This is a genomic window from Streptomyces sp. NPDC048623, from assembly GCF_040650755.1.
Lineage (GTDB): Bacteria > Actinomycetota > Actinomycetes > Streptomycetales > Streptomycetaceae > Streptomyces.
Window position 1 is genome coordinate 217,758 of the sequence record NZ_JBEZHV010000002.1, and the last position, 26,070, is coordinate 243,827.

Annotated in this window: 22 protein-coding genes; 13 read left to right on the forward strand and 9 right to left on the reverse strand. The window is 72.2% G+C overall.

Annotated elements, in window-relative coordinates; genetic code table 11:
* Positions 1-182 precede the first annotated feature (182 nt).
* The 3 genes from AB0C73_RS04020 (at position 183) to AB0C73_RS04030 (ending at position 2,516) form a co-directional block, all read left to right on the forward strand.
* Positions 183-905 (forward strand): TetR/AcrR family transcriptional regulator, encoded by a 723-nt coding sequence (locus AB0C73_RS04020; protein WP_362524259.1) that lies wholly within the window; start codon positions 183-185, stop codon positions 903-905.
* A gap of 25 nt (positions 906-930) precedes the next feature.
* Entirely contained in the window at positions 931-1,221 is a 291-nt protein-coding gene (locus AB0C73_RS04025) for a hypothetical protein (RefSeq protein WP_362524261.1), read from the forward strand.
* 86 nt (positions 1,222-1,307) lie between these two features.
* Positions 1,308-2,516, forward strand: a complete 1,209-nt coding sequence (locus AB0C73_RS04030) for a C40 family peptidase (RefSeq protein ID WP_362524263.1) — start codon at positions 1,308-1,310, stop codon at positions 2,514-2,516.
* On the opposite strand, the gene AB0C73_RS04035 is transcribed toward AB0C73_RS04030, so the two are convergent.
* Genes AB0C73_RS04035 through AB0C73_RS04055 form a run of 5 tightly spaced genes read right to left on the reverse strand, consistent with a single transcriptional unit; the run spans position 2,459 to position 8,237 of the window.
* A complete protein-coding gene (locus AB0C73_RS04035; protein ID WP_362524265.1) occupies positions 2,459-3,724 on the reverse strand; it encodes a styrene monooxygenase/indole monooxygenase family protein in 1,266 nt (421 codons plus the stop codon). The genes AB0C73_RS04030 and AB0C73_RS04035 overlap by 58 nt on opposite strands.
* Positions 3,725-3,762: 38 nt before the next feature.
* A complete protein-coding gene (locus AB0C73_RS04040; RefSeq protein ID WP_362524713.1) occupies positions 3,763-4,401 on the reverse strand; it encodes an ATP/GTP-binding protein in 639 nt (212 codons plus the stop codon).
* 46 nt (positions 4,402-4,447) lie between these two features.
* Positions 4,448-4,861: a DUF742 domain-containing protein gene (locus AB0C73_RS04045; RefSeq protein WP_362524267.1), complete on the reverse strand. Its 414-nt coding sequence runs from the start codon at positions 4,859-4,861 to the stop codon at positions 4,448-4,450.
* Positions 4,858-5,349: a roadblock/LC7 domain-containing protein gene (locus AB0C73_RS04050; protein ID WP_362524269.1), complete on the reverse strand. Its 492-nt coding sequence runs from the start codon at positions 5,347-5,349 to the stop codon at positions 4,858-4,860. Before AB0C73_RS04050 ends, AB0C73_RS04045 begins: the two co-directional genes overlap by 4 nt.
* Entirely contained in the window at positions 5,346-8,237 is a 2,892-nt protein-coding gene (locus tag AB0C73_RS04055) for a nitrate- and nitrite sensing domain-containing protein (protein ID WP_362524271.1), read from the reverse strand. The genes AB0C73_RS04050 and AB0C73_RS04055 overlap by 4 nt, the downstream gene beginning before the upstream one ends.
* Before the next feature lie 372 nt (positions 8,238-8,609).
* Between AB0C73_RS04055 and AB0C73_RS04060 the strand changes: the two genes are divergently transcribed.
* Entirely contained in the window at positions 8,610-9,392 is a 783-nt protein-coding gene (locus AB0C73_RS04060; protein ID WP_362524273.1) for a hypothetical protein, read from the forward strand.
* Positions 9,393-9,525: 133 nt separating this feature from the next.
* On the opposite strand, the gene AB0C73_RS04065 is transcribed toward AB0C73_RS04060, so the two are convergent.
* Positions 9,526-9,960: a MarR family transcriptional regulator gene (locus AB0C73_RS04065; protein WP_362524275.1), complete on the reverse strand. Its 435-nt coding sequence runs from the start codon at positions 9,958-9,960 to the stop codon at positions 9,526-9,528.
* A gap of 302 nt (positions 9,961-10,262) precedes the next feature.
* Between AB0C73_RS04065 and AB0C73_RS04070 the strand changes: the two genes are divergently transcribed.
* Positions 10,263-11,120, forward strand: a complete 858-nt coding sequence (locus AB0C73_RS04070) for a lysozyme (RefSeq protein ID WP_362524277.1) — start codon at positions 10,263-10,265, stop codon at positions 11,118-11,120.
* Positions 11,121-11,320: 200 nt separating this feature from the next.
* Positions 11,321-12,187, forward strand: a complete 867-nt coding sequence (locus AB0C73_RS04075; protein WP_362524279.1) for a lytic polysaccharide monooxygenase — start codon at positions 11,321-11,323, stop codon at positions 12,185-12,187.
* Positions 12,188-12,190: 3 nt separating this feature from the next.
* Here the strand turns inward: AB0C73_RS04075 and AB0C73_RS04080 are convergent, their stop codons facing one another.
* Both AB0C73_RS04080 and AB0C73_RS04085 read right to left on the reverse strand, forming a co-directional pair.
* Positions 12,191-12,460, reverse strand: a complete 270-nt coding sequence (locus AB0C73_RS04080; protein WP_362524280.1) for a DUF397 domain-containing protein — start codon at positions 12,458-12,460, stop codon at positions 12,191-12,193.
* Positions 12,442-13,275: a helix-turn-helix transcriptional regulator gene (locus tag AB0C73_RS04085; protein WP_362524282.1), complete on the reverse strand. Its 834-nt coding sequence runs from the start codon at positions 13,273-13,275 to the stop codon at positions 12,442-12,444. The genes AB0C73_RS04080 and AB0C73_RS04085 overlap by 19 nt, the downstream gene beginning before the upstream one ends.
* 136 nt (positions 13,276-13,411) lie before the next feature.
* Between AB0C73_RS04085 and AB0C73_RS04090 the strand changes: the two genes are divergently transcribed.
* On the forward strand, positions 13,412-14,653 hold the full coding sequence (locus tag AB0C73_RS04090) for an MFS transporter (RefSeq protein ID WP_362524285.1): 1,242 nt from the start codon (positions 13,412-13,414) through the stop codon (positions 14,651-14,653).
* Positions 14,654-14,773: 120 nt separating this feature from the next.
* Positions 14,774-15,925 (forward strand): glutamate--cysteine ligase, encoded by a 1,152-nt coding sequence (locus AB0C73_RS04095; RefSeq protein WP_362524287.1) that lies wholly within the window; start codon positions 14,774-14,776, stop codon positions 15,923-15,925.
* 51 nt (positions 15,926-15,976) lie between these two features.
* Here the strand turns inward: AB0C73_RS04095 and lon are convergent, their stop codons facing one another.
* Positions 15,977-18,394 (reverse strand): endopeptidase La, encoded by a 2,418-nt coding sequence (gene lon / locus AB0C73_RS04100; protein WP_362524289.1) that lies wholly within the window; start codon positions 18,392-18,394, stop codon positions 15,977-15,979.
* A 140-nt stretch (positions 18,395-18,534) separates the two neighbouring features.
* Here lon and AB0C73_RS04105 point away from each other — a divergent pair, with 140 nt between their 5' ends.
* The 5 genes from AB0C73_RS04105 to AB0C73_RS04125 all read left to right on the forward strand — a co-directional run bounded on the left by AB0C73_RS04105 (position 18,535) and on the right by AB0C73_RS04125 (position 25,983).
* On the forward strand, positions 18,535-19,026 hold the full coding sequence (locus tag AB0C73_RS04105) for a hypothetical protein (protein ID WP_362524291.1): 492 nt from the start codon (positions 18,535-18,537) through the stop codon (positions 19,024-19,026).
* A 75-nt stretch (positions 19,027-19,101) separates the two neighbouring features.
* Positions 19,102-19,794 (forward strand): spermidine synthase, encoded by a 693-nt coding sequence (locus AB0C73_RS04110; RefSeq protein WP_362524294.1) that lies wholly within the window; start codon positions 19,102-19,104, stop codon positions 19,792-19,794.
* 72 nt (positions 19,795-19,866) lie between these two features.
* Positions 19,867-20,601, forward strand: coding sequence for a response regulator transcription factor (locus AB0C73_RS04115; RefSeq protein WP_362524296.1), 735 nt, complete (start codon positions 19,867-19,869; stop codon positions 20,599-20,601).
* A 179-nt stretch (positions 20,602-20,780) separates the two neighbouring features.
* The gene (locus AB0C73_RS04120) at positions 20,781-21,833 is read left to right on the forward strand and encodes an ATP-binding protein (protein ID WP_362524716.1); all 1,053 of its coding nucleotides are present in this window, start codon (positions 20,781-20,783) and stop codon (positions 21,831-21,833) included.
* Positions 21,834-22,179: 346 nt separating this feature from the next.
* Positions 22,180-25,983: a multifunctional oxoglutarate decarboxylase/oxoglutarate dehydrogenase thiamine pyrophosphate-binding subunit/dihydrolipoyllysine-residue succinyltransferase subunit gene (locus AB0C73_RS04125; RefSeq protein WP_362524298.1), complete on the forward strand. Its 3,804-nt coding sequence runs from the start codon at positions 22,180-22,182 to the stop codon at positions 25,981-25,983.
* Positions 25,984-26,070: the final 87 nt, after the last annotated feature.

Below are 26,070 nucleotides of genomic sequence, written 5' to 3' on the forward strand. Positions count from 1 at the left end.
GCCCCTGCGGAACGTATGCCCACAACGGGGGTGGCAGGGGCGCAGCCCGTACGGGTGAGCACCGCCCAGCGGGCGCAGGACCACAACGGGGGGGGCGGCGAGGCGCCCCGCAACGGGCGGGCACCGCACCGGGGCCACGCCAGGCCCCCCTGCCGCTCACCCCACCGCGTTACGCTGCCCGCATGACCAGTGCCGCCTCGCCCGCCTACCGCCGGCTCAGTGTCGAGGCGCGGCGGGTGCAGCTGCTCGACGCCGCGCTGTCGCTGTTCGCGCACCGGCCGCCGGAGGACGTGTCGCTCGACGACGTCGCCGAGGCCGCGGGCGTCTCGCGGCCGCTCGTCTACCGCTACTTCCCCGGCGGGAAGCAGCAGCTGTACGAGGCGGCCCTGCGCTCCTCCGCCGACGCCCTGGAGCGCTGCTTCGCCGAGCCGCCCGAGGGACCGCCCACCGAGCGTCTGGCCCGGGTCCTGGACCGCTACCTCGCCTTCGTCGACCAGCACGACGCGGGCTTCGCCGCCCTGCTGCGCGGCGGCAGCGTCGCCGAGACCTCCCGGACCAGCGCGATCGTGGACGAGGTGCGGCGGGCCGCCGCCGAGCAGATCCTCCTCCACCTGGGCGCCGAGGCGCCCGGGCCGCGGCTCGGGATGATGGTGCGCACCTGGATCGCGGCCGTCGAGGCGGGCTCGCTGATCTGGGTCGACGAGGGCAAGCGGCCGCCGGCCGCGGAGTTGCGGGACTGGTTCGTCGACCATCTGGTCGCCCTGCTCGCGGTCACCGCCACCGGGGACGCCGAGACCGCGGACGTGGTGACCCGGCTGCTCGCCCAGGAACGGGCCGCGGGCCCGGTGGGACGCCTCGCCCGGAGCGTGATCCCGGTGGTGAGCCAGGCCGCGCACCTCCTCTGAACCAGGCAGAGGGGACACTGGTGGGGTGAGAAGCGAGAACACCCCCTTCCGTGGCGGCCCCCTCGACGGCCGGGTGCTGCCCGTGCTCGTCGGACCGACCGGGCACCCCCCGAAGTGGTACGAGGTGCCGGTCCCGGCCCACGACGGGCACCCGGCCACGGTCCACGCGTACCGCCGCGAGCCGGCCGGCTACACCAAGCGGCTCGGGCTCCAGCGCGGCTGGGTGTACGAGTACGCGCCGGACGGGCGCGAGCGGCGCGAGCTGAAGTGGCCGTGGTCGAAGCCGTCACCGGGATCTGCTGCTCCGGACGAGTGAGCACACCGAACACCGACCCACTCGTCCGGTAATCACACCATTCGGCACGTCATCATCCACCTGGAGATCCACCTGGAGGTGATGACGTGCCGGGACGACTGCTGCGCATGGTCCGTACGGGAGCCCTCGCGGCGGCCCTGACCCTGACGACCACGCTGACCGGAACAGCCACTGCCGCGCCCGACCCCACCGGACCCGCCGGCGCCGGCTCCGTCGGCGGCCTCCTCACCCGGCTCCGCGCCCTCTACCAGGAGACCGAACGCGCCACCGAGGCCTACAACGCCGCCGACGAGGCGCTGAAGAAGCAGACCGCCGAGGCCCGGAAGACCGGCGCCCAACTGACCGCCGCCCGCGCCGCCCTCCAGAAGGGCCGCGACGAGGTGGGGCGGCTCGCCCGCCTGCAGTACCGCAGCCGCGGCGACCTCTCCCCGTACCTCGGACTGCTGCTCGCCGCCGACCCCGGGCAGGTCCTCGACGAGCACCGGCTGCTCGCCCGCGCCGCCCGCGAGCGCAGCGCCGCCGTCACCCGCCTCCGCACCGCCGAGAAGAAGGCCAACGCCCTGGCCGCCGCCTCCCGCACCGCCGTCGACCGCCGCAAGGCGCTGCTCGGCGGGCAGCAGAAGCAGAAGGAGACGGTCGAGGGGAAGCTCCGCGAGGTCGAGGGCCTGCTGGCCGCGCTCTCCCCCGACCAGCTCGCCCGGCTCTCCTCCCTGGAGACGCAGCAGACCGCGGGCGCCCAGAGCGCCCTGCTCGGCTCCGGCGCGCTCGACCACGCCCTCACCACCCCCTCCGCGGCCGGCGCCGAGGCGCTGCGCTTCGCCGTCGAGCAGATCGGCAAGCCGTACGAGTGGGGCGCGGAGGGCCCCGACACGTACGACTGCTCCGGGCTCACCCAGCAGGCCTGGGCGGTGGCCGGCCAGGAGATCCCCCGCACCAGCCAGGAGCAGTGGGAGACCCTCCCGCACGTGGCCCTGGCCGATCTGCGCCCGGGCGACCTGGTGGTCTACTTCCCCGAGGCCACCCACATCGCCCTCTACCTCGGCGACGGCCTGGTCGTGCACGCCCCGCGCCCCGGCGCCCGGGTCAAGGTCTCCCCGATCGCCGCCAACCCCCTGCTCGGCGCGGTCCGCCCGGACCCGGCGGCCCCGCCCCTGGACACGTTCGCGCCGCCCGAGCTCCCGGCGGGAGCCACGGACGGCGCGGACGAAGGTGTCTCGGGCGAGGGTTTCTCCGGCGATCAGACCCCGGAACCGGAACCGGAACCGGAACCTGCACCCGCCACCGACGCCAGGTAGGCCGCCGTCCTCTCCGGCTCGAAGAAGAAGTTCTCGAAGTCCGCCGGGTTGTCGAAGCCGTTCGCGAAGCGGTCGGCGACCGGCTGCAGCTGACCCGCCGCGCCGATCAGGTTGAGCACGTGCTCCGGCGGGACGCCGAGCATCGCGTTCGTCCACTTGGTGACGTGCCGCGCCGTCTCCCAGTAGCGGTCGAAGGTGGCCTGCATCCACGCCTCGTCGAAGGGGCGGTCGCCGTGCTCGACGATCGAGGCGAGGTACGCGGCGGCGCACTTGGCCGCCGAGTTGGCGCCCTGGCCGGTGATCGGGTCGTTCGCGACGACCACGTCGGCGACACCGAGCACCAGGCCGCCGCCGGGCAGACGCCCGATCGGGTTGCGTACGGTCGGGGCGTAACGGCCCGCCAGCGTGCCGCCCGCGTCGGTCAGTTCGACCTTCGTGGCACGCGCGTACTCCCACGGCGTGAACTTCTCCATCAGCTCAAGCGTGAGCGCCAGGTGGTCCGCCGGGTCCTTGACGCCGCGGAAGGCGTCGACCGGGCCGCCGGGGACACCCTCCCAGAAGAGGATGTCGGCGCGGCCGGAGGTGGTGAGGGTCGGCATCACGAACAACTCGCCGACGCCCGGCACCAGGTTGCAGCGCACCGCGTCGAAGTCCGGGTGTTCGGGGCGCGGGCCGAGCCCGTGCACGTACGCGACGGCGAGCGCGCGCTGCGGCTCGGCGTACGGGGAACGCTCCGCGTCCCGGCCGAACATGGAGACCAGCTCGCCCTTGCCGGCGGCGACGAGCACCAGGTCGTAACCGCGGGCGAAGTAGTCGAGGTCGCCGACGGCCGCGCCGTGGATGACCAGCTGGCCGCCGCGCTGGGCGAAGGTCTCCAGCCAGCCGGCCATCTTGACCCGCTGGTCGACGGACTGCGCGTAGCCGCCGAGCCGCCCCACCCAGTCGATGGCGCGGGAAGAGTCGGGCGCGGCGACGGAGACGCCGAGGCCCTCGATCCGCGGGGCCTGCGACTCCCAGAAGTTGAGGCCCAGGTCGCGCTCGTGGCCGAGCGCCGTGTCGAACATGCACTGGGTGGACATGACCCGCCCGGCGCGGATCTCGTCCGCCGTGCGGTTGGACATCAGGGTGACTTCGTAGCCCTTCGACTGCAGTCCGAGGGCGAGCTGGAGGCCGGACTGACCGGCCCCGACGATGAGTATCTTCCGCATGGCGGGGAGGCTCCTGTCGAACTTTCGAACAGTGGGGGCTATTCGGGGGTGGCTTCGAGGGAGTGCTCGACCATCGCGAGCAGCGTCTCGACCACGCTGTAGCGCTTGCGCGCGTCCATGATCAGGACCGGCACGTGCTCGGCGATGGTCAGGGCGTCCCGGACGTCCGGGACCTCGAAGCGCTCGGTGCCCTCGAAGTGGTTGACGGCGACGATGTACGGCAGTCCGCAGCTCTCGAAGTAGTCGAGCGCCGGGAAGCAGTCGGTGAGGCGTCGCGTGTCGGCCATGACGATGGCGCCGATCGCGCCGCGCACCAGGTCGTCCCACATGAACCAGAAGCGCTGCTGCCCCGGCGTGCCGAAGACGTAGAGCACCAGGTCGTCGTCGAGGGTGATCCGCCCGAAGTCCATCGCGACGGTCGTGGTCATCTTGTCGGGCGTCGCGGTGAGGTCGTCGGTCTCCTCGCTCGCCTGCGTCATCAGCGCCTCGGTCTGGAGCGGGGTGATCTCCGAGACCGCGCGGACGAAGGTGGTCTTGCCGACGCCGAAGCCGCCCGCGACGACGACCTTGGTCGCGATCGGGGCACGGGTGTGATCCAGCTGCCAGTCCTGGGCGCCCTCGTCGGGATCCGGCTCGGCCGCGGGTTCGGGCTCGGCGGCCGTGGGCTGGGCGGGGATGCCGGTGAGCACCGGCGCATCGGTTTCGTCGGAGACGGCAGTCGCCTCAGAGACGGCGGAGTCCACTCAGCACCCTTTCGAGCAGCGCGCGGTCGGGCTGGCCGGTGCCGTGACCGGTCCCGTACACACGGATCTTTCCCTGGTCGGCCAGGTCGCTGAGCAGCACCCGGACGACTCCCAACGGCATCTTCAGGAGCGCCGAGATCTCCGCCACCGTCCGCATCCGGCGGCAGATCTCGACGATGGCCCGCATCTCCGGCATCAGACCGCGCGCGGCCGGACCGCCGTCCGTGAGGACCCTGCGCGCGGGGGCGGCCTCCAGGGCGGCCACGAAGGTCTCCACGAGGAGCACGTGGCCGAAGCGGGTGCGGCCGCCGGTGAGCGAGTAGGGGCGGACCCGGGAGGGGCGGCGCCCCTCCCCGCGTATCGGCAGCCGGTGGGCGGACGACGCGGCGGTCACCGCGCGCTCTCCACGGACTGGGCGGACTTGGCCAGTTCGCTGCGCAGCTCCGGGGTGAGCACATGCCCGGCCCGGCCCACGAAGAGCGCCATGTGGTACGCGATGACGCTCATGTCGCAGTCCGGCGTGGCGTGGACGCCGAGCAGCGAGCCGTCGCTGATCGACATCACGAAGACGCTGCCCTCCTCCATCGCGACCATCGTCTGCTTGACCCCGCCGCCGTCCATCAGACGCGCGGCGCCGACGGTGAGGCTGCCGATGCCCGAGACGATGGTGGCGAGATCGGCGCTGGAGCCGCTCGGCCCTTCGGCCCGGCCGGCCACGGGCGGCCCGGCCGGGGCGTCCGGGTCCGACGAGAGCAGCGGCAGGCCGTCGGAGGAGACCACGGCGACGGAGCGGACGCCGGGCACCTCCTCGACCAGATTGCCCAGCAGCCACTGCAGGTTGCGGGCCTCACTGCTCAGTCCGAATGTTCCGGTCGCAGTCAACTGCGTGCCTCCTCGACTGTGTCCCCCGTTTTCTCCTCGGTACGTGCTGAGTCAGCGGCGCGGATCTCGGCCGCCACGTCGCGGCGGCCGTTCTCGGCTCCTCGCTGGAAGCCGCCGAGGCGCCTGCGCAGCGCCTCCGCGTCCACGCCACCGCGTCGTATCGGCGCGGCGGGGGCACCGGCCTGCCGCACTATCCGCGGGGTGCGCTTGGGAAGTCCCTTGTCGGTGATCCGCTCCCACCGGCCGGACCGCGGCCCGGCGACGGACTCGTCCTCGGGCTCGTCCTGGGCCTCGGCGTCGGGCGCGGGCTCGGGTACGTACGCGGGCTCGGGCTCCGGTACGTACACGGGCTCGGGTACGTACGCGGGCGCGGGCTCCTGGAGCACCGGGGCCTCTGCCTCGGCCGCGCGCTCGTGCGCGTCGGGCTCGGGCGGCGGGTCGGGCAGGCGCACCTGGAGCGTCGCCTCGGAGACGGACTCACCGAGGCCGAGGGCGGGCGCCGGGGCGGGCGCCGGGGCCGGGGCCGGCTGAACCGGGGCCTCCGCCTCCGCCTCCGCGATCGCCCGCTCCGCGGCCTCGACCAGCGGGTCGCGGTGGCGCGAGGGCAGGGCGTTGGAGTTGGCTTCGGCGACCGAGCCCGGGAGGGTCAGTACCTGCGGCTGTCCGCCCGCGGCGACCGTGACGGTCGGCGGGACGGTGGCCGGCGGTGCGGAGGGCAGCAGCGGCAGCGGGAGGACCACGACGGCCGTGGTGCCGCCCTGGGTGTGTTCGCGCAGCTCGACCCGTACGCCGTGGCGCGCGGCGAGCAGCGCGGTGACCCGGATGCCCAGGCCCTCGCCGTCCGCGCCGCTGCCGGCCGGGTCCGCGAGCCGGGCGTTGAGCTCGGCGGTGCGGGCGGCGGAGATGCCGATGCCGCCGTCCTGGACGGAGAGCATGACCTCGCCGGACTCCAGGAGCCAGCCGGACAGCTGGACCTGGGTGTCGGGCGGCGAGAAGGAGGTGGCGTTCTCCAGGAGTTCGGCGATCAGATGGCTGAGGTCGTCCGCGGCGAAGCCGGCCACCTGGGCGTGCGGCGGCAGGGACTGGATGCTGACCCGCTCGTAACGCTCGATCTCGCTGACGGCGGCGCGCAGCACGTCGACGAGCGGCACCGGGCCGGGGTGCCCGTGGTGGTGCTCGTGGCCGGCCAGGACCAGGAGGTTCTCGCTGTGGCGGCGCATGACGGTCGCCATGTGGTCGAGCTTGAAGAGGGTGGCGAGCCGGTCCGGGTCCTGCTCGCGCTCCTCCAGCTTCTCGATGACCCCGAGCTGGCGCTCGACCAGGCCGAGGCTGCGCAGCGAGAGGTTGACGAAGGTGTGCTGGACGGTGCCGCGCAGCCGTTCGAGCTCGGCGGTGAGCAGCGCGTTCTGGCCCTGGAGTTCGGCGCGCTGAGCGGCGAGCTCGGCGGCGACGGCCTCGCGGGCGCCGGCCAGGTCCGCCCGCTCGCCGTCGAGCCGCCCGACCTGGGCGGAGAGCGCGGCGAGCCGGCCCTGGAGGGCGTTGAGGGACCGTACGACCTGGGCGAACTCGTCGTTGCGGCCGGTGAAGCGGATCGGCTCCTCGCGCTCGGGCTCGCCGGAGGCGGCGAGGCGCGCCGCGCCGAGGCGGACCACGGCGAGCGGCCGGGTCATGGTGCGGGCGACGTAGGTGCCGATGCCGACGGCGACGAGGAGGCAGCCGCCGAGGAAGGCGATGCGGATCTCCAGGGCGGTGACGTCGTCGGCGCGGAGCGCGGAGAGGTGCTCGACGCGCTGGGTGGCGAGGGTGGACTCGACGCCGCGCATCTGCTCGATACGGGCGGAGAGCGCGGCGTCCAGCTTGACCGGGTCGGTGTCGAGCTCGGACTCGGAGAGCTCGGGCCGGTCGGTGAGCCGGGCGAGCTGGCGCTCGGCGTTCTTGACGTCGGGGCCGGTGACGGTGGCGGCGAGGGAGTCGCGGGCCGGGGCGGTGGCGGCCTGGTCGAAGTCGGCGAGGGCGGCGAGTTCCCGGACCCGGGACTGCTGGGCGGCGGCGGTGAGCGCGTTACGGGCGCGGTCGGCGTCCTCGGCTCCGGCGGGCCGGTCCGTGACGTAGGTGCCGGTGGTGGGGTCGTAGTGGGTGCTGCCGTCGGAGTCGGGCCGGGGGACGGCGAGCGCGGCGAGCAGCAGGCCGCGCTCGGCGGAGGCCTGCTCGGTGGCGCGGCCGAGGGCGGCGGGGGCGCGCAGGGCCTCGGCGGCGCGCGGCGGGGTGCGCTCGGCGAGCTGGTCGGCGAGGGCCTGGAGCTTGGCGATGACGTCGGTGTAGGCCTTGTGGGCCTCCAGGGCGCTGCCCTTGCCGGTGAGCGCGGTGCGCCGGATGGAGGGCACGCCGGCCAGGTCGCGGCGCAGCTCGACGGGGGCGGCGGCGCGGATCTCGTCGATCTGGCGGTCGACCCGGGCGGAGCGGGCGTCGGTGATCCGGCGCTTGTCCTTGGCGTCGCCGCTCTGCTCGTCGCGGCCGGCGGCGATGTAGGCGACGACCTCGTCGCGCTCGTCGGAGAGCGAGTGGGCGAGGGTGACGGCCTGGCGGTCGAGTTCGGCGAGGGTCACCAGGTTGACCGACTCGTCGAGGTCGGCGGAGGCGGTCAGGACCATGGGGGCGCCGGCGGCGAGCACGGTGACGCCGACCAGGGCGACTCCGGCGACGAGCCGACTGCGGACCCGCTTGGTACGGCCGGCGGGGGCCGCCGGCTCCTGGGCCGCGTGCTCTTGCGCCGCGGACTCCTGCGCCGTGGGGTGTCCGGGCAGCCCGGAGCTCTGCGGGTCACCGGGGGTCTGGCTCCGCGCGCCGTTCTTGCTCCGAGGCCGCTTCTTCTGCACCGGTGCTCGCATTCTTGACTCGTCCGCCCATGAAGCAGAGGTGACGACCGGTCACATGTAAGAGCCCCCACCCCTGGTGTGTCTCACGACCATTTCAGCGGTTCTGGTCAGGGGACTGGCATGTGCCGCTCCGCCACCCGAACGAGTGAACAACACTCCCGAGTTGGCGAACAACTCCCGCCCGCGGGCGCGGGTGTGCCTCGCGTACCGCCGGTTGGATCTTCCGCGCGGGCTTTGGCAGGATGCCCGCCCACAGCTTCCCGGATCCTTCACTTCCGCCCCTCGGGCACCGTCAGACCCCTTTGGTACAGGCCATTTTCGGCCGTTTGGAGGGCATGTGAAGAAGAGATGCAGACCGGGCCGCCCGGGGGCAGACTGCGGATCATGCGTACGGAAGCGGCGACCCTCCCCGGCAGTCCCGAACGCCCCAATGAGGACTGGGCGGCCGCAGTTCTGCCCGCCTCGGGGGCGGGTGGCGCGATCGTCGTCCTGGACGGGGTGACCCCTCCGGCGGGCGACGACGGTTGTGTGCACGGGGTGCCCTGGTTCACCGCCCGGCTGGGTGGCGCTTTGACGGAACTGTCCGCTTCGCGGCGCGATCTGACGCTGGCCGGGATTCTGTCGCTGGCAATCCGGCGCACCGCGGACGCCCATCGAAACACCTGTGACCTTTCTCACGTGCGTACTCCTCAGGCGACGGTGGCCCTGGCGCGTTGGGACGAGGCCGTGGTGGAGCACCTGGTGCTGTCCGACGCGGCCCTGCTCCTGGCGGCTCCGGACGGCGCGGTACGGGCGGTGCTCGACGACCGGCTCGACCGGGTGCCGGAGGAGGTGCGGCGCTCGCTCGCGGCGACGGACCGGCTCCGCAACCGGGAGGGCGGCTTCTTCACGGCGGCCGCGGACCCGTCCGTCGCCGCCCGCGCGGTGACCGGGACGAGCCCGAGGTCCGCGGTACGGGCGGTGGCGGCGCTCAGCGACGGCGCGACCCGCTGGGTGGAGCTGTTCCGGGCGGGCGACTGGACGGACCTCTTCGCGGTCCTCGACAAGGAGGGCGCGCACGGCCTGCTGCGGCGGGTCCGGGCGCTGGAGACGGCGGACGCGGAGGCGGGCGGCGCGCACCGCTGGAAGCTCCACGACGACGCGACGGCCGTGTACGCCCTTTTTTGAGGCTCGGTTCGCCTCCGGGGCGCTTGAGCCGGACTCACAGCGCCGTACGTGCTCGCCCCCTCGTTCCTCGGGGACTGCGCGCGCTCGTCACTGTTCCCCCGGCCGCGCCCCTTCGGCTCACTCGCCCGGGGGGTCACCCTTCCGCGGAACGGATGTTGAAGTGGTGCAGGAGGCGGGCCAGTTCCGCGACCTCGGCGCGGTCCCAGTCGGCGAGCTTGCGGACGTACCGCTCGCGGCGCGCGTCCCGGACGTGCCGGAAGCGGCCCTGGCCCTCCTCCGTGAGCCGGACCAGGGAGGCGCGGCCGTCGGCCGGGTCCGGGTCGCGGGCGACGAGCCCGAGGTCCTCCAGGGCGCGCAGCTGGCGGCTCATCGTGGCCTTGCCGACGCCGAACCAGCCGGCCAGATCGGTGGCGCGCTGCGGCCCCGCCTCGTCGAGCCGGACGAAGAGACCGTAGGCGGCGGGCTCCAGTTCGGGGTGGACCTCGCGGGCCATCTCGCCGGACTGGGCGCGGGCGCGACGCAGAAAGACCGACAGTTCGCGCTCCAGGGCGAGGAATTCCTGGTCCACACCACTCCCACTCTTGGGTCCGGCTTCATTCCCCGTACCGCTTACGTGCACGTCAGCACCCCTCGCGCGCTTTCCGCTCGCTGAAAGTTTCTTACGGCGGCGGCCATCGCCGCAGCTCTTTCAGTATTTCGCAGGAGTAGACCAACGGCAGCCCCCGGGCCCTCTTCCGTCCGGTGGGTCTACGTGCGTAGCGTCGTGTCCGGCGACACCGCATGACATGTCCGCGCCATCTTTGACGCGGGCAGCTCCGTCCTGGTTCCCCCGTTCCCGCTCCCCCCCACCGAGCCCCTCGGAGGCACGCAATGCGTGTGCACAGATCCGGAACGACTCTCGCCGGCGCCGCTCTCGCGGCCCTCACCCTCGTCCTCCCCCTCACCCTCTCCGGCACCGCCAGCGCCGCCCCGGACCCGGGCGCGGGCGCGGGCGCCAAGACCGGTCAGCAGGTCCCCGCCCGCGGCTCCGCGTACATGGGCATGGGCGTGATCGCGCACGACGGCCAGGGCGCGGCGCCCGGCGGCGTCTCGATCCAGGCCGTCCAGACCGAGGGCGTCGACGTCTCCAGCCACCAGGGGAACGTCGCCTGGTCGACCCTATGGAACAGCGGGGTGAAGTGGGCCTACGTCAAGGCGACGGAAGGCACGTACTACAAGAACACCTACTTCGCGCAGCAGTACAACGGCTCGTACAACGTGGGCATGATCCGCGGCTCGTACCACTTCGCGACGCCGGACACCACGACGGGCGCGGCGCAGGCCGACTACTTCGTGAACAACGGCGGCGGCTGGTCGAAGGACGGCAAGACGCTGCCCGGCGCGCTGGACATCGAGTGGAACCCGTACGGCGCCACCTGCTACGGCAAGACGCAGTCGGGGATGGTGGCCTGGATCCGCGACTTCGTGAACCGCTACAAGTACCGGACCGGCCGCGACCCGGTGATCTACACGGCCACCAGCTGGTGGACCCAGTGCACCGGCAACTACAGCGGCTTCGCCACCACCAACCCGCTCTGGGTCGCGCGGTACGCCTCCGAGGTCGGCACCCTGCCGGCCGGCTGGACGTACTACACGATGTGGCAGTACACCTCGACCGGCCCGACGGTCGGCGACCACAACCACTTCAACGGGGACCTCTCGCGGGTGCAGGCCCTCGCGAACGGCTGACGGAACGGTACGGCGGCGGGGCCCCGGGCGAGCGGCACGCCCGGGGCCCCGCCGTGGTGCGGTTGCCGGGCCACGCCTCTTGCCTATTGGTATGGACCAATGCGACCCTCTTGGCGGCGCCAACGGGAGCCCACAACTCCTGTGCGCCGCACGTGTGTTGCTCGTCCCGTCCTCCCCCACGCACGAGAGAGAGCCCCCGCATGCCGTCCCCTCGCCGCACCACCGCCGCCCTCGCCGCGGTCTCCGCCGCCGCACTCGTCTCCCTCACCCCGACCGCCGCACAGGCCCACGGCGCGGTGTTCAACCCGGTCAGCCGGATCGCCGCCTGTTACGCCGAGGGGCCGGAGTCCCCCGACTCGCAGGTGTGCAAGGACCTCGTCGCCGACTCCGGCACCCAGCCGCTCTACGACTGGAACGAGGTCAACATCGCCAACGCCGACGGCAACCACCAGGCCCTCATCCCGGACGGCAAGCTCTGCTCGGCCAACCGCGACAAGTACCGCGCGCTCGACTGGGCCCGCACCGACTGGCCGGCCACGGCCGTGAACTCCGGCGCCTTCGGCTTCAAGATCCGGGTCACCGCCCCGCACTCCGGCACCATGACGATGTACATCACCAAGCAGGGCTTCGACCCGACGAAGCCGCTGAAGTGGTCGGACCTCGACAGCGCCCCGGTCGCCGTCTACAACACCACCCGCACCTCGACCGACGGCTACTACGCCTTCAACGGCACCCTGCCCTCCCGGACCGGCCGTCACATCGTCTACATGATCTGGCAGCGCAACGACAGCCCCGAGGCCTTCTACAGCTGCTCGGACGTGACCTTCGGCGGGACCGCGGCGGCCACGGCCGCGCAGGCCCCGACCGAGGCGGAACTCACGGCGGGCGCACAGCTGTCCACGGTCAGCCACGCGGGCCACGGCGGCGACGAACAGCCCCCGGCCCTCTCCGCCGACACGGCCGAGACCCCCGGCTCCCCGCTCCCCCTCGCCCTGGCGGGCGCCGGCGCACTGGCCGCCTTCGGCGCGGGCAGCGTGCTCCTCGCCCGGCGCCGTCACGAGGGCTGAGCGTCAGGCCTTCAGGGCGGCGACGAAGGACGCCCAGGCCGGGGCGGCGACCACGAGCACCGGCCCGGCGGGGACCTTGCTGTCACGAACCGGGACGACGCCGGGAACGTCGTCCCGGACCTCGACGCATTCGCCGCCGTCGCCGTCGCTGTAGCTGCTCTTGCGCCAACCGGCGTCCGCGAAGTCGTACGAGACCTCGACGCATTCGCCGCCGTGACCGTCGCTGTAGGAGCTCTTGAACCAGTGGGCGTTGTTCAGGTCGTAGACGCGCATCGTCTGTAGTCCTCCGCCGCCGATTCGATCAGGGCCAGGGACGCCTCCGGCGACAGCGCGGCGCTCCTGAGCAGATCGTAGGCCGCCTGACTGCGCTTCACCACCGCCGGATCGTCCAGCAGATTCCCCGAAAACAGCGCCTCCGTATAGACCGTTGGAGGCTGGTCCTCGAACTCCATCATCTGAATCATCTTCCCCATCTGGGGGTACGCGCCCGCCGCGTACGGCAGCACCTGGACCAGCGCCTTGCGCTCGCGCACGTACGCCGCGATGTGGTCCAGCTGCTCGGCCATCACCGCCGGGCCACCCACCGGGATGCGCAGCGCCGTCTCGTGCAGGATCGCCCAGTACACCGGCCTCGTCTCGTCCTTGAGGATCGCGGCCCGATCCATCCGCCCCTTGACGGTGTCCTCGACGTACTCGTCGGTGGCGAGCGGGTTGCTGGCGAGAGTGACAGCGCGCGCGTAGGCGGGCGTCTGGAGCAGGCCGGGCACAACGGTGGGGGCGAAGGCACAGATCTTCGTCGCCACGGCCTCCAGCTCGGCCGCCGCCTGAAAGTACGACGCATACGGCGACTTGTTGATCAGCCTCCGCCACGTCTTCTCGAAGAGGTGCCCCGTCTTCAGCACCTCGTCGAACATCGTCGCCAGCTCCAGTTGCGGCTTCCGGACCCCCTGCTCGAAGAGCCCGATGTACGCCCCCGAGACGAACACCCGCGCACCCAACTCGCTCTGCGTGAGCCCCGCCGCCTCCCGGTGCTCCTTCAGCAGCTCGCCGAAGAACTCCCACGCTTCCTGCCGTTTAGCTTTGGCCATGGTTTAACTCCCCCAACCCGCAGCGTAGTTGCCACCCCCGTAGCACTACCGACTGTACGGATCCCCCCTCACCCGCAGTCACCGAAGCCGAAGATTCCCCCGAACGGGTTCTGTGGCCGCTGCTAGCCTCCCGTCCATGATCAAGGGCGGATTAGCAGGTCGAATAGGTCGGATGGCGGGGGACAGCAGGCCGGAGCGTGTGCTGATCGCCGCCAGTTTCGTCAACCGGGTCGGCAACGGTCTGTTCAACGCGGCGTCGGCGCTCTATTTCACCTTGGTCGTGGGCCTGCCCGCGGTGCAGGTCGGCGCCGCGCTCACCATCGCCGGAGTGATCGGTTTGTGCGCGGGAATACCTGGGGGCCATCTCGCCGACCGGCGCGGCGCACGCGTGATCGTGATGCTGACCCTCGTGGTCCGGGCGGTGTCGATGGCGGCCCTCGTCCTCGTCGAGAGCTGGACCGCGCTCACGATCATCGCGACGGTCGACCAGATCGCCGCGGCGGTCGGTGGGGCGGCCTGGGGCGCTCTGGTGGTCCGGGTCGGGGGTGCGCGCCCGGCCAGGTTCCGCGCGAAGTTGCGCACCTTCGTCAACCTGGGCGTCATTCTCGGAACGGTGGGTGCCGGGCTGGCGCTGGCCGCAGGCACCCGCGGCGCCTACGTCACGCTGATCCTCGGCAACGCGGCGAGCTTCGCCCTGTGCGCGCTGCTCCTGCTTCTGCTGCCCCGTTATCCAGTGCTGGCGGCACCGCCGCAGCAGCGACGCTGGCTCGCTCTCACGGACCGCCCGTTCCTGACGTTCACCGCCCTCTACGGGGCCATGGGACTGCAGTACCCGGTGGTCTCCCTGCTCCTGCCGATCTGGATCTCCGAACACACCGAAGCGCCGCGCTGGACGGTGGCCGCACTGTTCGCTGTCAATGCCGCCTTCTGCGTGCTGATGCAGACCAGGATCGGCTCCCGTATCGAGACCCCGCACGACGGCGGCCGGGCCTTTCGCACCGCGGGGCTGCTCTTCCTCGTCAGCTGCCCGATGATGGCGCTGGCGGCGTACACCCCTGTCTGGGCGGCGGCGGGACTGGTCCTCGCCGCGATCTTCGTCCATAGCCTGGGAGAGGTGTGGGAGTCCTCGGCGGGCTTCGCCCTGGGATTCGGTCTCGCCCCCGACCATGCCCAGGGCCAGTACCAAGGCGTCCTCGGCCTCGGCTTCAGCGCGGGCCAGGCTCTCGCCCCCGCGATTCTCACGACGGTGGTGCTCGGCCTCGGCACGGCAGGCTGGCTTCTGCTGGGGTTGTTCTTCGCGGCGCTGGGTGCTGCCGGTCCGTCTCTCGCCCGCTGGGGCATCCGCACCCGCCCGCAGCCGGGCGTTGCCGCGGTCTAGTTCACGCCATCCGCACCAGGACGGGTGGGAGCGGATGCTTCCGCGGAGATGCTTCGGAAGAGCTCTGTTCGAACGGCCGTCCGTGCCCCGCCGCCCGCCGCCCGTGAAGGAGTGCCTTCCATGCGCGATCAGCAGCCGTGGACCTACCACCGCGGAGAAGGGCCGCGCACGGTCGGTGTGGAGGAGGAACTGCTCCTCGTCGATCCCGAGACCGGGGTCCCCCGACCGGTGTCCGGTGCCGTCACCGAGATCGCCGCGTGGCATGCCGATGTCCTGCGGCCGGCGGAACGGGGCGAGCCGGCGCAGCGTGAGTTGTTCTGCGAGATGGTGGAGATCGCCACGCGCCCCTGCGTGACCTCGGCCGAGCTCGACGAGCAGCTGCGGCGGGCGAGAGGGGCCGTCGTGGCCGCCGCCAAGGAGGCGGGGGCGGCGGTGGCGGCGCTCGCGACCGCGCCGGTGCGCTTCGACCCGGTGCTCAATCCGGCGGACCGGTACCGGCGCATCGAGGACCGGTTCGCCCGGGTCGTCGACGACAAGCTCACCTGCGCCTGTCACGTCCACGTCCACCTCGCCTCCGCGGAGGAGGGCGTCGGGGTCCTCGACCGGCTTCGGCCCTGGCTCGCGCCGCTCCTCGCGCTGAGTGCCAACTCGCCGTTCTGGCAGGGCCGGGACACCGGTTACGCGAGCTGGCGCCACCAGCTGTGGTCGCGCTGGCCGATGAGCGGGCCGAGTGAGCTGTACGGCGACGTCGAGGCGTACGAGGAGACCACCCGGGCGATGCTGGCGAGCGAGGTGCTCCTCGATGAGCACATGGTCTACTTCGACGCCCGGCTGTCCCGTCGCTACCCGACGGTGGAGGTGCGGGTCGGCGACGTCTGCCAGCACGTCGAGGACGGGGTGCTCCTGGCCGTCCTCGTCCGTGCCCTGGTGGAGACCGCGGCCCGGTCCTGGTGGGCGGGACAGGACGCCGATCCCGTCCCGACCGCTGTTCTGCGCCTGGCGGCCTGGCGGGCCAGCAGATACGGGCTGCGGGGCGAGCTGCTGCACCCGCTGACCTGGCAGCCGGCCCCGGCGGGCGCCGTGATGGAGGCCCTGCTCGACCATGTCGCCCCGGCCCTGCGGGCCACCGGCGACCTGGACCGGGCCCTGCGCGGCACCGAGCTGCTGCTCTCCCGGGGCACCGGGGCCGATCTTCAGCGGGCCGCGCACGGTGACGCCCCGGACCTGTCCTCGGTCGTCGCCGACGCCGTGCGCCGTACCGCCCCCGCGTGAGAAGGCGGTGGGGCGCCCTCCGCACGGGAGGGCGCCCCACCGGACGAGCCGTCACGCCGCCGCGCTCACCAGCACCTCCGCCGGGGCCAGGGCGATCTCCAGGACCTGGCGGACGTCCGTGACCGGGTGGACCTCCAGCTTCTCCAGGATCTCGGCGGGGACGTCGTCCAGGTCCGCCTCGTTGCGCTTGGGGATCACGACGGTCGTGATGCCCGCGCGGTGGGCGGCGAGGAGCTTCTGCTTCAGGCCGCCGATCGGGAGGACCCGGCCGGTGAGGGAGACCTCGCCGGTCATCGCGACGTCCGTGCGGACAAGCCGGCCGCTGAGCAGCGAGGCGAGGGCCGTCGTCATCGTGATGCCCGCGCTCGGGCCGTCCTTCGGGACCGCGCCCGCCGGGAAGTGGATGTGCACGCCGCGGTCCTTGAGACCGGTGACGGGCAGCTCCAGCTCCGCGCCGTGCGAGCGGAGGAAGGAGAGCGCGATCTGCGCGGACTCCTTCATCACGTCGCCCAGCTGACCGGTGAGGGTCAGACCGGCCGCTCCCGTCTCCGGGTCGGCGAGCGACGCCTCCACGAAGAGCACGTCACCGCCCGCGCCGGTCACGGCGAGTCCGGTGGCGACACCGGGCACCGACGTGCGGCGCTCGGCCGGGTCCTGGGCGGACTCGGGCACGTGGTGGGGCCGTCCGATCAGACCGCGCAGGTCGCCCTCGCCGAGGGTGGCCGGCAGTTCCCGCTCGCCCAGCTCGTGCTGGGCGGCCACCTTGCGAAGCAGCCGGGCGATCGAGCGCTCCAGGGTGCGGACGCCCGCCTCCCGGGTGTACTCGCCGGCCAGCTTGCGCAGCGCCGACTCCTCCAGGACGACCTCGCCCTCGGCCAGTCCGGCCCGCTCCAGCTGCCGGGGCAGCAGGTGGTCACGGGCGATGACGACCTTCTCGTCCTCGGTGTAGCCGTCGAGGCGGACCAGCTCCATGCGGTCGAGCAGGGCCTCCGGGATGGCCTCCAGGACGTTCGCCGTGGCCAGGAACACCACGTCGCTCAGGTCGAGCTCGACCTCCAGGTAGTGGTCGCGGAAGGTGTGGTTCTGCGCCGGGTCCAGGACTTCGAGCAGGGCCGCCGCCGGGTCGCCCCGGTAGTCGGAGCCGACCTTGTCGATCTCGTCGAGCAGGACCACCGGGTTCATGGACCCGGCCTCCTTGATCGCCCGCACGATCCGGCCGGGCAGCGCCCCGACGTACGTACGCCGGTGGCCGCGGATCTCCGCCTCGTCCCGGACGCCGCCGAGGGCGACCCGGACGAACTTCCGGCCCATCGCGTGCGCGACGGACTCGCCGAGCGAGGTCTTGCCGACACCGGGCGGGCCGACGAGCGCGAGCACCGCGCCGCCGCGCCGCCCGCCCACGACGCCCAGGCCGCGCTCGGCCCGCCGCTTGCGGACCGCCAGGTACTCGGTGATGCGCTCCTTCACGTCCTCCAGGCCCGCGTGCTCGGCGTCCAGGATCGCCTTGGCGCCCTGGATGTCGTACTGGTCCTCGGTCCGCTCGTTCCACGGCAGTTCGAGCACCGTGTCGAGCCAGGTGCGGATCCAGGAGCCCTCCGGGGACTGGTCGCTGGACCGCTCCAGCTTCTCGACCTCCTTGAGGGCCGCCTCGCGGACCTTCTCCGGCAGGTCGGCGGCCTCGACGCGGGCACGGTAGTCGTCGGACTCGTCGGCCGCGTCGGCGTTCTCACCGTTGAGCTCGCGCAGCTCCTTGCGGACGGCTTCGAGCTGACGGCGCAGCAGGAACTCGCGCTGCTGCTTGTCGACGCCCTCCTGGACGTCCTTGGCGATGGTCTCGGCCACGTCCTGCTCGGCCAGGTGCTCGCGCAGCTGCGCGGTGGCGAGCTTGAGGCGGGCGACCGGGTCGGCGGTCTCCAGGAGCGCGAGCTTCTGCTCGACGGTGAGGAAGGGCGAGTAGCCCGAGTTGTCGGCGAGGGCGCCGACGCCCTCGATCTGCTGGACGCGGTCGACGACCTGCCAGGCGCCGCGCTTGCGCAGCCAGCTGGTGGCCAGCGCCTTGTACTCCTTGACCAGTTCGGTCACGGAGCCGGGCAGGGGCTCGGGCAGAAACTCCTCGACGAGGGCGCCCTCGACCCACAGCGCGCCGCCGGGGCCAGTGGTCCCGGCGCCGATACGGACGCGGCCACGGGCGCGGATCAGCGCGCCGGGGTCGCCGTCGGACAGGCGTCCGACCTGCTCGACGGTGCCGAGCACACCGGTCGCGGCGTACGTCCCGTCCACCCGGGGCACCAGCAGCACCCGCGGCTTGCCCGTGGTGCCGCGCGCGGCGGCCTGTGCGGCCTCGACCGCGGCCCGTACATCGGCGTCGGACAGGTCGAGCGGCACCACCATTCCGGGCAGCACGACCTCGTCGTCGAGCGGCAGCACAGGCAGAGCGATCGGCGCGGACGCCATGGACTCAGAAGCCATGATCTCCCCTTCGGCAGTCAAGTTGAGCTATGTGGACTCAATGCACCTGCGCCCCCGAATGTTCCCCACCCCCGTTCGCTCTGAGCGATCACTTCGTCGCTCCGCCTGCCCCGCCCCCGCCGTACGGGCATGCTCGGTCCATGGAGCATGTGAAGCGGTTCGGAGCCGCGGCCGCCCTCGCCGCGGTCGTCCTCGTCACCGGCTGCGGCCAGGCCCCGGCGGCACCCCCCGACAGCGCGGGCACAACCAGCAGCAGCACCGCGGGCCGGGACGAGCAGCCCGCGCCCCAGGACGTCCTGGTCGAGGTCGCCGTCAGCGGCGGCTTCGCGGGCGTCCGCAACAAGCTGGTGGTCCACTACGACGGCTCGTACACCCTCCGCAAGGGCACCGGCGAGCCGACCACCGGCCGGATGACCCCCGACGGCGTCGCCGCGCTCCGCGCCGCCCTGGAGGACCCGGCCTACGCGCAGGTCCCCGACCGCCCCACCGGCCGGCCCGTCGCCGACGGATTCGAGTACGCCGTCACGTACGCGCACCGCCTCGTCCTCACCCGCGACGGCGAGGACCGCCCGCCCGCGCTCCAGCGGGTCTTCGACGCCCTCCCGGACGGCGGCCCGCCGACCGCGCCGTAACCACGCACGCCGTAACCACGCACGCCGTAGCCACGCACACGCACGCGTACGCACCGAGCCAGGAAGTGAGCAAGCATGGCAACGCCCGTCACCCTCGACCGCCGCGAGGGCCCGTACGGAGAGGTCGTCCTGCGCCAGCGGGACGGCGAGCACGCCGGGGACCGCGCCCACTACGAGATCATCGCCAACGGCACGTTCCTGATGGACACCTCGGACGGACGTTCGGAACGGCTGCTCGTCGACGCGGCGATGGACGCGCTGCCCGGGGAGCGGCGGCAGGGCGCCGCCGTGCTGATCGGCGGGCTCGGCGTCGGTTTCTCGCTCGCGCACGCCACCGCCGACCCCCGCTGGGGACACATCGCCGTCGCCGAGCGCGAGGAGGCCATCATCGACTGGCACCGGCGGGGCCCGCTCGACGCCGTGTCCGGTGCGGCGCTCGCCGATCCGCGCACCGTGATCCTGCACACGGACCTCGTCGAGTACGTCCGCACCTCCTCCGACACCTATGACGCGCTCTGCCTGGACATCGACAACGGGCCGGACTGGACGGTCACCGAGGACAACGAATCCCTTTATTCCGCCGAGGGTTTGGCGGCCTGCGCGACCCGTCTGAACCCGGGCGGAATCCTCGCGGTGTGGTCGGCCCAGCCCTCCGCCGATTTCGAAGGGTCGTTGTGGAATGCCGGATTCAGCGGGGTACGGACCGAAGAGATCCCCGTTGCCCGGGGCGTCCCCGACGTGGTGCACCTCGCCGTCCGTCCCGCCTGATCTCCTGCGTAGCCTTGACGCCGCCGCTGCCTCTAGGCTGCTGCACCGATGTTGGCGACGCGAGGCGGGGCAATGGAGCAGACACACACCACGAACCACGGTGCGACGACTCCGGGAGCCCAGCGCAGAGTTCTCGTCGTCGAGGACGACGCCACGATCGTGGAGGCGATCTCCGCCCGGCTGCGGGCCGAGGGCTTCCTGGTGCAGACCGCGACCGACGGCCCGGCCGCCGTGGACGCCGCCGAGGCGTGGCAGCCGGACCTGATGGTGCTCGACGTGATGCTGCCCGGCTTCGACGGCCTGGAGGTGTGCCGCCGGGTGCAGGCCCAGCGCCCCGTCCCGGTCCTGATGCTCACCGCGCGCGACGACGAGACGGACATGCTGGTGGGCCTCGGCGTCGGCGCCGACGACTACATGACGAAGCCGTTCTCGATGCGCGAACTGGCCGCCCGGGTGCATGTGCTGCTCCGCCGGGTCGAACGGGCCGCGCTCGCGGCGGTGACCCCGCGCAGCGGGATCCTGCGGCTCGGCGAGCTGGAGATCGACCACGCGCAGCGCCGGGTCCGGGTGCGGGCCGACGACGTGCATCTGACGCCCACCGAGTTCGACCTGCTCGTCTGCCTGGCGAACACCCCGCGCGCGGTGCTCTCCCGCGAGCAGCTGCTCGCCGAGGTGTGGGACTGGGCGGACGCCTCCGGCACCCGGACCGTGGACAGCCACATCAAGGCGCTGCGCCGGAAGATCGGCGCCGAGCGGATCCGTACGGTGCATGGCGTCGGATACGCCCTGGAGACCCCGGCGCCGTGAGACGGCGGGGGCCCAGGAGGCCGGACGGACCAGGCGCACGCGGCGGACCACCGGGCCTGCGCGGCGGAGCACCGAACCTGCGCGGCGTGCCCGGCGCCCGGGGCGGACCACCCGGCCTGCGCGGCAGCGGGCAGCGCCCGGGCGGGCCGCAGAGCCCGGGCGGGCCGCGGCGGCACCGGATAGCGATCTCGATCAAGACCAAGCTGGGCGCCCTGGTGGTCGGCGCGGTCCTGCTGACCTCGGGCCTCGCCCTGGTGGCGATCCGCACCTCGACCGAGTTCCGCTACATCACGATCTTCGCGATGATCGCGACCCTGCTGATCACCCAGTTCGTGGCGCAGTCCCTGACCGCTCCGCTCGACGAGATGAACCACGTCGCGGGCTCGATCTCACGCGGCGACTTCAGCCGCCGGGTGCGGGGCGCGGACCGCCGCGACGAGCTGGGCGACCTGGCCTCCACGATCAACCGCATGGCGGACGACCTGGAGGCCGTGGAGCGGCACCGCAAGGAGTTGGTCGCCAATGTCTCGCACGAGCTGCGCACCCCGATCGCCGCGCTGCGGGCGCTCCTGGAGAACGTCGTGGACGGCGTCTCCGAGGCCGACCCGGAGACCATGCGGACGGCCCTGAAGCAGACCGAGCGGCTCGGCCGGCTCGTGGAGACGCTGCTCGACCTGTCACGGCTGGACAACGGTGTCGTCACGCTCCGGCGCACCCGGTTCGAGGTGTGGCCGTATCTGTCGGGCGTGCTGCGCGAGGCGAATCTGGCCGCCTCCCAGCGCGGCCTGTCCTCCACCTCCGGGCTGCACCGGCGCACCGACGTGCATCTGCGCCTGGACGTCACCCCGCCCGAGCTGACCGCGCACGCGGACGCGGAGCGGCTGCACCAGGTGATGGCCAACCTCATCGACAACGCCGTGAAGCACTCCCCGCCGCACGGGCGGGTGACCGTACGGGCCCGGCGCGGGCTGTGCCCCGGCTCGCTGGTCCTGGAGGTCGAGGACGAGGGCCCCGGCATCCCGGAGGCCGAGCGGCACAAGGTCTTCGAGCGCTTCAACCGCGGCACGGTCCCGGCCCAGCAGGGCCCGGGCAGCGACGGCGGCACCGGTCTGGGCCTGGCGATCGCGCGCTGGGCGGTGGATCTGCACGGTGGCCACATCGGCGTGGCCGAATCGTCACGCGGCTGCCGCATCAGGCTCACTCTTCCGGGGAGCCTTCCTCCACGCGATTGACGTAGGGTTCGAACCGGAAGCCGAGGTTCTGCGTGTACGTGTACGAGTTCCCGTACGGGATTCGCACACGGTGCGTACGAGATGCGTACGTCGTGCGTACGTGTCTCGTACGGGAATCGCGCGGAGCCCGGTCAAGGGTGCGGTCCAGCGGGCCGCAGCCGCGGTTCTCCGTACCCTCGCAAGAGCGGAACCCCGCTTGTTTCCCGCCATTCACAGCGGCGAAACACCCCGTCAAGTGTGACTTGCGCGACGTTGGAGTGCCCGGCCTGCACCTCCCGGCCAGGGAGGCGTAGCCTTTATTTCCGCTGTCCATCACCTTGTGAAGCGGAAGAGGGCGGTTGCCGCCGTGTCGTCTCAGTCCCCCAGTACCCCGAGCTCCCCGACCGATCAGGACGGGCAGGGGAAGTCCCCCGCCGCCGCCTTCGGTGCCAATGAGTGGCTCGTCGACGAGATCTACCAGCAGTACCTCCAGGACCCGAATTCGGTCGATCGTGCCTGGTGGGACTTCTTCGCCGACTACAAGCCGGGTGGTGCGGAGACCCCCGCGCCGGCCGCCACCACTCCGAGCGCGCCCGCCGCGCCGCAGGTGAGCCCCGCACAGGCCGCACCTGCCGCGCCCGCCGCTCCGGCCGCCGTGCCCGCACCGGCCACCCCGGCTCCGGCCCCCGCCCCGGCGAAGCCCGCGGCCGCCGCCCCGGCTCCCGTGAAGGCCGCCCCCGCCGCCGCGGCCCCGGCGAAGCCCGCGGCCGCCGCCCCGGCCACCGCGGCCACCGCGGCGCCCGCCGGCCCCGAGCTGATCACGCTCCGCGGCCCGGCCGCCGCCGTCGCGAAGAACATGAACCTCTCGCTGGAGATGCCGACGGCCACGTCCGTCCGCGCCGTCCCGGTGAAGCTGCTCTTCGACAACCGGATCGTCATCAACAACCACCTCAAGCGCGCCCGGGGCGGGAAGATCTCCTTCACGCACCTGATCGGCTACGCGATGGTGCAGGCGATCAAGGCCATGCCGTCGATGAACTACTCCTTCGCGGAGAAGGACGGCAAGCCGACCCTGGTCAAGCCTGAGCACGTGAACTTCGGTCTGGCGATCGACCTGGTGAAGCCGAACGGCGACCGCCAGCTCGTCGTCGCCGGCATCAAGAAGGCCGAGACTCTGAACTTCTTCGAGTTCTGGCAGGCCTACGAGGACATCGTCAAGCGCGCCCGTGTCGGCAAGCTGACGATGGACGACTTCTCCGGCGTCACGGTCTCCCTGACCAACCCCGGCGGCCTCGGCACCGTCCACTCCGTGCCGCGTCTGATGCCCGGACAGTCGGTCATCATGGGCGTCGGCTCGATGGACTACCCGGCCGAGTTCCAGGGCACCTCCCAGGACACCCTGAACAAGCTGGGCATCTCCAAGGTCATGACCCTGACCTCGACGTACGACCACCGGGTCATCCAGGGCGCCGCCTCCGGCGAGTTCCTGCGCATCGTCGCCAACCTCCTCCTCGGCGAGGAGGGCTTCTACGACGACGTCTTCAAGTCGCTGCGCATCCCCTACGAGCCGGTCCGCTGGTTCCGGGACATCGACGCCTCGCACGACGACGACGTCACCAAGGCGGCGCGCGTCTTCGAGCTGATCCACTCCTACCGGGTCCGCGGCCACGTCATGGCCGACACCGACCCGCTGGAGTACAAGCAGCGCAAGCACCCCGACCTGGACATCACCGAGCACGGCCTCACCCTGTGGGACCTGGAGCGCGAGTTCGCGGTCGGCGGCTTCGCCGGCAAGTCGATGATGAAGCTCCGCGACATCCTCGGCGTGCTCCGCGACTCGTACTGCCGCACCACCGGCATCGAGTTCATGCACATCCAGGACCCGAAGCAGCGCAAGTGGATCCAGGACCGCGTGGAGCGCCCGCACGCCCGCGTGGAGCGCGAGGAGCAGCTGCGCATCCTGCGCCGGCTGAACGCCGCGGAGGCCTTCGAGACCTTCCTGCAGACCAAGTACGTCGGCCAGAAGCGCTTCTCGCTCGAGGGCGGCGAGTCGGTCATCCCGCTGCTCGACGCGGTCATCGACTCGGCGGCCGAGTCCCGCCTCGACGAGGTCGTCATCGGCATGGCCCACCGCGGGCGCCTGAACGTCCTCGCGAACATCGTCGGCAAGTCGTACGCGCAGATCTTCCGCGAGTTCGAGGGCAACCTCGACCCGAAGTCGATGCACGGCTCCGGCGACGTGAAGTACCACCTGGGCGCCCAGGGCACCTTCACCGGTCTCGACGGCGAGCAGATCAAGGTCTCCCTGGTCGCCAATCCCTCCCACCTGGAGGCGGTCGACCCGGTCCTGGAGGGTGTCTCCCGCGCCAAGCAGGACGTCATCAACAAGGGCGGCACGGACTTCACCGTCCTGCCGGTCGCCCTGCACGGTGACGCGGCCTTCGCGGGCCAGGGCGTCGTGGCCGAGACCCTCAACATGTCGCAGCTGCGCGGCTACCGCACGGGCGGCACGGTCCACATCGTCATCAACAACCAGGTCGGCTTCACCGCCGCCCCGGAGGCCTCGCGTTCCTCCATGTACGCGACGGACGTCGCCCGCATGATCGAGGCGCCGATCTTCCACGTGAACGGCGACGACCCGGAGGCCTGCGTCCGCGTGGCGCGGCTCGCCTTCGAGTTCCGCCAGACGTTCAACAAGGACGTCGTGATCGACCTCATCTGCTACCGCCGCCGCGGTCACAACGAGGGCGACAACCCGCAGTTCACCAACCCGCAGATGTACACCCTGATCGACAAGAAGCGCTCGGTGCGCAAGCTGTACACCGAGTCGCTGATCGGCCGTGGCGACATCACCCTGGAAGAGGCGGAGCAGGCGCTCCAGGACTTCCAGGGCCAGCTGGAGAAGGTCTTCGCGGAGGTCCGCGAGGCCACCGCGGCCCCGGCCCCGGCGCAGGTCCCGGACGCCAAGCCGCAGTTCCCGGTCGCCGTCACCACCGCGGTCTCCCAGGAGGTCGTGAAGCGGATCGCCGAGTCGCAGGTCAACATCCCGGACCAGGTCACCGTCCACCCGCGTCTGATGCCGCAGCTGCAGCGCCGCGCGGCCTCGATCGACGACGGCACCATCGACTGGGGCTTCGGCGAGACCCTCGCCATCGGCTCCCTGCTGATGGAGGGCACTCCGGTCCGCCTCTCCGGCCAGGACTCCCGCCGCGGCACCTTCGGCCAGCGCCACGCGGTGCTCGTGGACCAGGAGACCGGCGAGGACTACACCCCGCTGCTCTACCTGAGCGACGAGCAGGCCCACTTCAACGTCTACGACTCGATGCTCAGCGAGTACGCGGCGATGGGCTTCGAGTACGGCTACTCCCTGGCCCGCCCGGACTCCCTGGTGGTCTGGGAGGCCCAGTTCGGTGACTTCGTCAACGGCGCGCAGACCGTCGTCGACGAGTTCATCTCCTCGGCCGAGCAGAAGTGGGGCCAGACCTCCGGCGTCACCCTGCTCCTGCCGCACGGCTACGAGGGCCAGGGCCCGGACCACTCGTCCGCCCGCCCGGAGCGCTTCCTCCAGATGTGCGCCCAGGACAACATGACGGTCGCCATGCCGACGCTGCCGTCGAACTACTTCCACCTGCTGCGTTGGCAGGTCCACAACCCGCACCACAAGCCGCTCATCGTCTTCACCCCGAAGTCGATGCTGCGTCTGAAGGCCGCGGCGTCGAAGGTGGAGGAGTTCACCACCGGCGGCTTCCGCCCGGTGATCGGCGACGACTCCGTGAACGCGGCGGACGTCCGCAAGGTCGTCTTCTGCGCCGGCAAGGTCTACTACGACCTGGAGGCCGAGCGTCAGAAGCGCGGCGCCACGGACACGGCGATCATCCGTCTGGAGCGTCTGTACCCGCTGGCGGGTGCCGAGCTGCAGGCCGAGATCGCCAAGTACCCGAACGCCGAGAAGTACCTGTGGGCCCAGGAGGAGCCGGCGAACCAGGGTGCCTGGCCGTTCATCGCGCTCAACCTGATCGACCACCTGGACCTGGCGGTCGGCGCGGACATCCCGGCGGGCGAGCGCCTGCGCCGGATCTCCCGCCCGCACTCCTCCTCCCCGGCGGTCGGCTCGGCCAAGCGCCACCAGGCGGAGCAGGCGCAGCTGGTCGCGGAGGTCTTCGACGCCTGATCCCAGGCGTACGGAGCGGCTGTACGTACGGAGGCCCGGCACCCCGAGGGGGGTGCCGGGCCTCCGGCGTTCGGCGAGGGGCTGCGG

What these genes read in the sequence shown, in the direction of transcription:
- AB0C73_RS04080 (WP_362524280.1), bottom strand. Translation starts at nt 12,460, where the DNA reads ATGCGCGTCTACGACCTGAACAACGCCCACTGGTTCAAGAGCTCCTAC.
- AB0C73_RS04115 (WP_362524296.1), top strand. Translation starts at nt 19,867, where the DNA reads ATGGAGCAGACACACACCACGAACCACGGTGCGACGACTCCGGGAGCC.
- AB0C73_RS04085 (WP_362524282.1), bottom strand. Translation starts at nt 13,275, where the DNA reads ATGGCCAAAGCTAAACGGCAGGAAGCGTGGGAGTTCTTCGGCGAGCTG.
- AB0C73_RS04070 (WP_362524277.1), top strand. Translation starts at nt 10,263, where the DNA reads ATGCGTGTGCACAGATCCGGAACGACTCTCGCCGGCGCCGCTCTCGCG.
- AB0C73_RS04035 (WP_362524265.1), bottom strand. Translation starts at nt 3,724, where the DNA reads ATGCGGAAGATACTCATCGTCGGGGCCGGTCAGTCCGGCCTCCAGCTC.
- AB0C73_RS04060 (WP_362524273.1), top strand. Translation starts at nt 8,610, where the DNA reads ATGCGTACGGAAGCGGCGACCCTCCCCGGCAGTCCCGAACGCCCCAAT.
- AB0C73_RS04105 (WP_362524291.1), top strand. Translation starts at nt 18,535, where the DNA reads ATGGAGCATGTGAAGCGGTTCGGAGCCGCGGCCGCCCTCGCCGCGGTC.
- AB0C73_RS04020 (WP_362524259.1), top strand. Translation starts at nt 183, where the DNA reads ATGACCAGTGCCGCCTCGCCCGCCTACCGCCGGCTCAGTGTCGAGGCG.
- lon (WP_362524289.1), bottom strand. Translation starts at nt 18,394, where the DNA reads ATGGCTTCTGAGTCCATGGCGTCCGCGCCGATCGCTCTGCCTGTGCTG.
- AB0C73_RS04055 (WP_362524271.1), bottom strand. Translation starts at nt 8,237, where the DNA reads ATGCGAGCACCGGTGCAGAAGAAGCGGCCTCGGAGCAAGAACGGCGCG.
- AB0C73_RS04110 (WP_362524294.1), top strand. Translation starts at nt 19,102, where the DNA reads ATGGCAACGCCCGTCACCCTCGACCGCCGCGAGGGCCCGTACGGAGAG.
- AB0C73_RS04090 (WP_362524285.1), top strand. Translation starts at nt 13,412, where the DNA reads ATGATCAAGGGCGGATTAGCAGGTCGAATAGGTCGGATGGCGGGGGAC.
- AB0C73_RS04075 (WP_362524279.1), top strand. Translation starts at nt 11,321, where the DNA reads ATGCCGTCCCCTCGCCGCACCACCGCCGCCCTCGCCGCGGTCTCCGCC.
- AB0C73_RS04095 (WP_362524287.1), top strand. Translation starts at nt 14,774, where the DNA reads ATGCGCGATCAGCAGCCGTGGACCTACCACCGCGGAGAAGGGCCGCGC.